This is a genomic window from Bradyrhizobium uaiense, assembly GCF_010811875.1.
Taxonomy (GTDB): Bacteria; Pseudomonadota; Alphaproteobacteria; order Rhizobiales; family Xanthobacteraceae; genus Bradyrhizobium; species Bradyrhizobium uaiense.
This window is the reverse complement of the sequence record NZ_VKHP01000974.1, coordinates 1-244: the sequence shown is the minus strand read 5'-3', so window position 1 is coordinate 244 and position 244 is coordinate 1. Positions and strand designations below refer to the sequence as shown.

Annotated in this window: 1 pseudogene; it reads right to left on the bottom strand. The window is 65.2% G+C overall.

Features of this window, described 5'->3' with window-relative positions:
* A pseudogene (locus FNJ47_RS52575) lies at positions 1-244 on the bottom strand (hypothetical protein); the annotation flags it as partial.

Sequence of the window (244 nt, the reverse complement as noted above, 5' to 3'; positions counted from 1 at the left end):
AGGCCCGGTCGCCGTCGACCACCGGGGTCACCCGCAGGGTCGCGCTGAAATCCGTCACCGGCAGGGTCGGGCTGTCGGCAAATTCGTAGGTCTGGAAGCGCTCGATGTCGGATTGAGCGAGCAGCCGGCCGGCGAGGTCTGGAAAATCATCCGCGATTTCAATAATTACCCGGTCTGGGTCCATGGTGCTGCCACGAGCGAGATCGAGGGCGGCAAATCCGGCGACACCGTCGGTGCGGTGCGC